Source organism: Streptomyces sp. NRRL B-3229, from assembly GCF_000719505.1.
GTDB lineage: Bacteria > Actinomycetota > Actinomycetes > Streptomycetales > Streptomycetaceae > Streptomyces > Streptomyces griseorubiginosus.
This window is the reverse complement of the sequence record NZ_JOGP01000178.1, coordinates 1-201: the sequence shown is the minus strand read 5'-3', so window position 1 is coordinate 201 and position 201 is coordinate 1. Positions and strand designations below refer to the sequence as shown.

At 63.7% G+C, this 201-nt stretch carries 1 protein-coding gene; it reads right to left on the bottom strand.

The annotated features are described in order from the left end of the window. Positions 1–201, bottom strand: a 201-nt coding sequence (locus tag IF54_RS40390) for an alpha-amylase family glycosyl hydrolase (protein ID WP_037821327.1), incomplete at both ends; no start/stop codon positions are given.

Here is a 201-nt window from a genome sequence, read left to right as displayed (position 1 = left end):
GAAGTACTGCTTGCGGACCGGGTCGAAGGTCCAGTTGGAGGCCTCGGTGTCGACGAAGATGATCCGGGCGTCCTGGTACTGCTTGTCGTCGTCGGCCCAGACGTAGTAGTCGCCGTAGGGGCCGTCGGGGTTGGCGCGGGACTCCTGGAACCACGGGTGCTGGTCGCTGGTGTGGTTCATGACGAAGTCGATGATGACGCG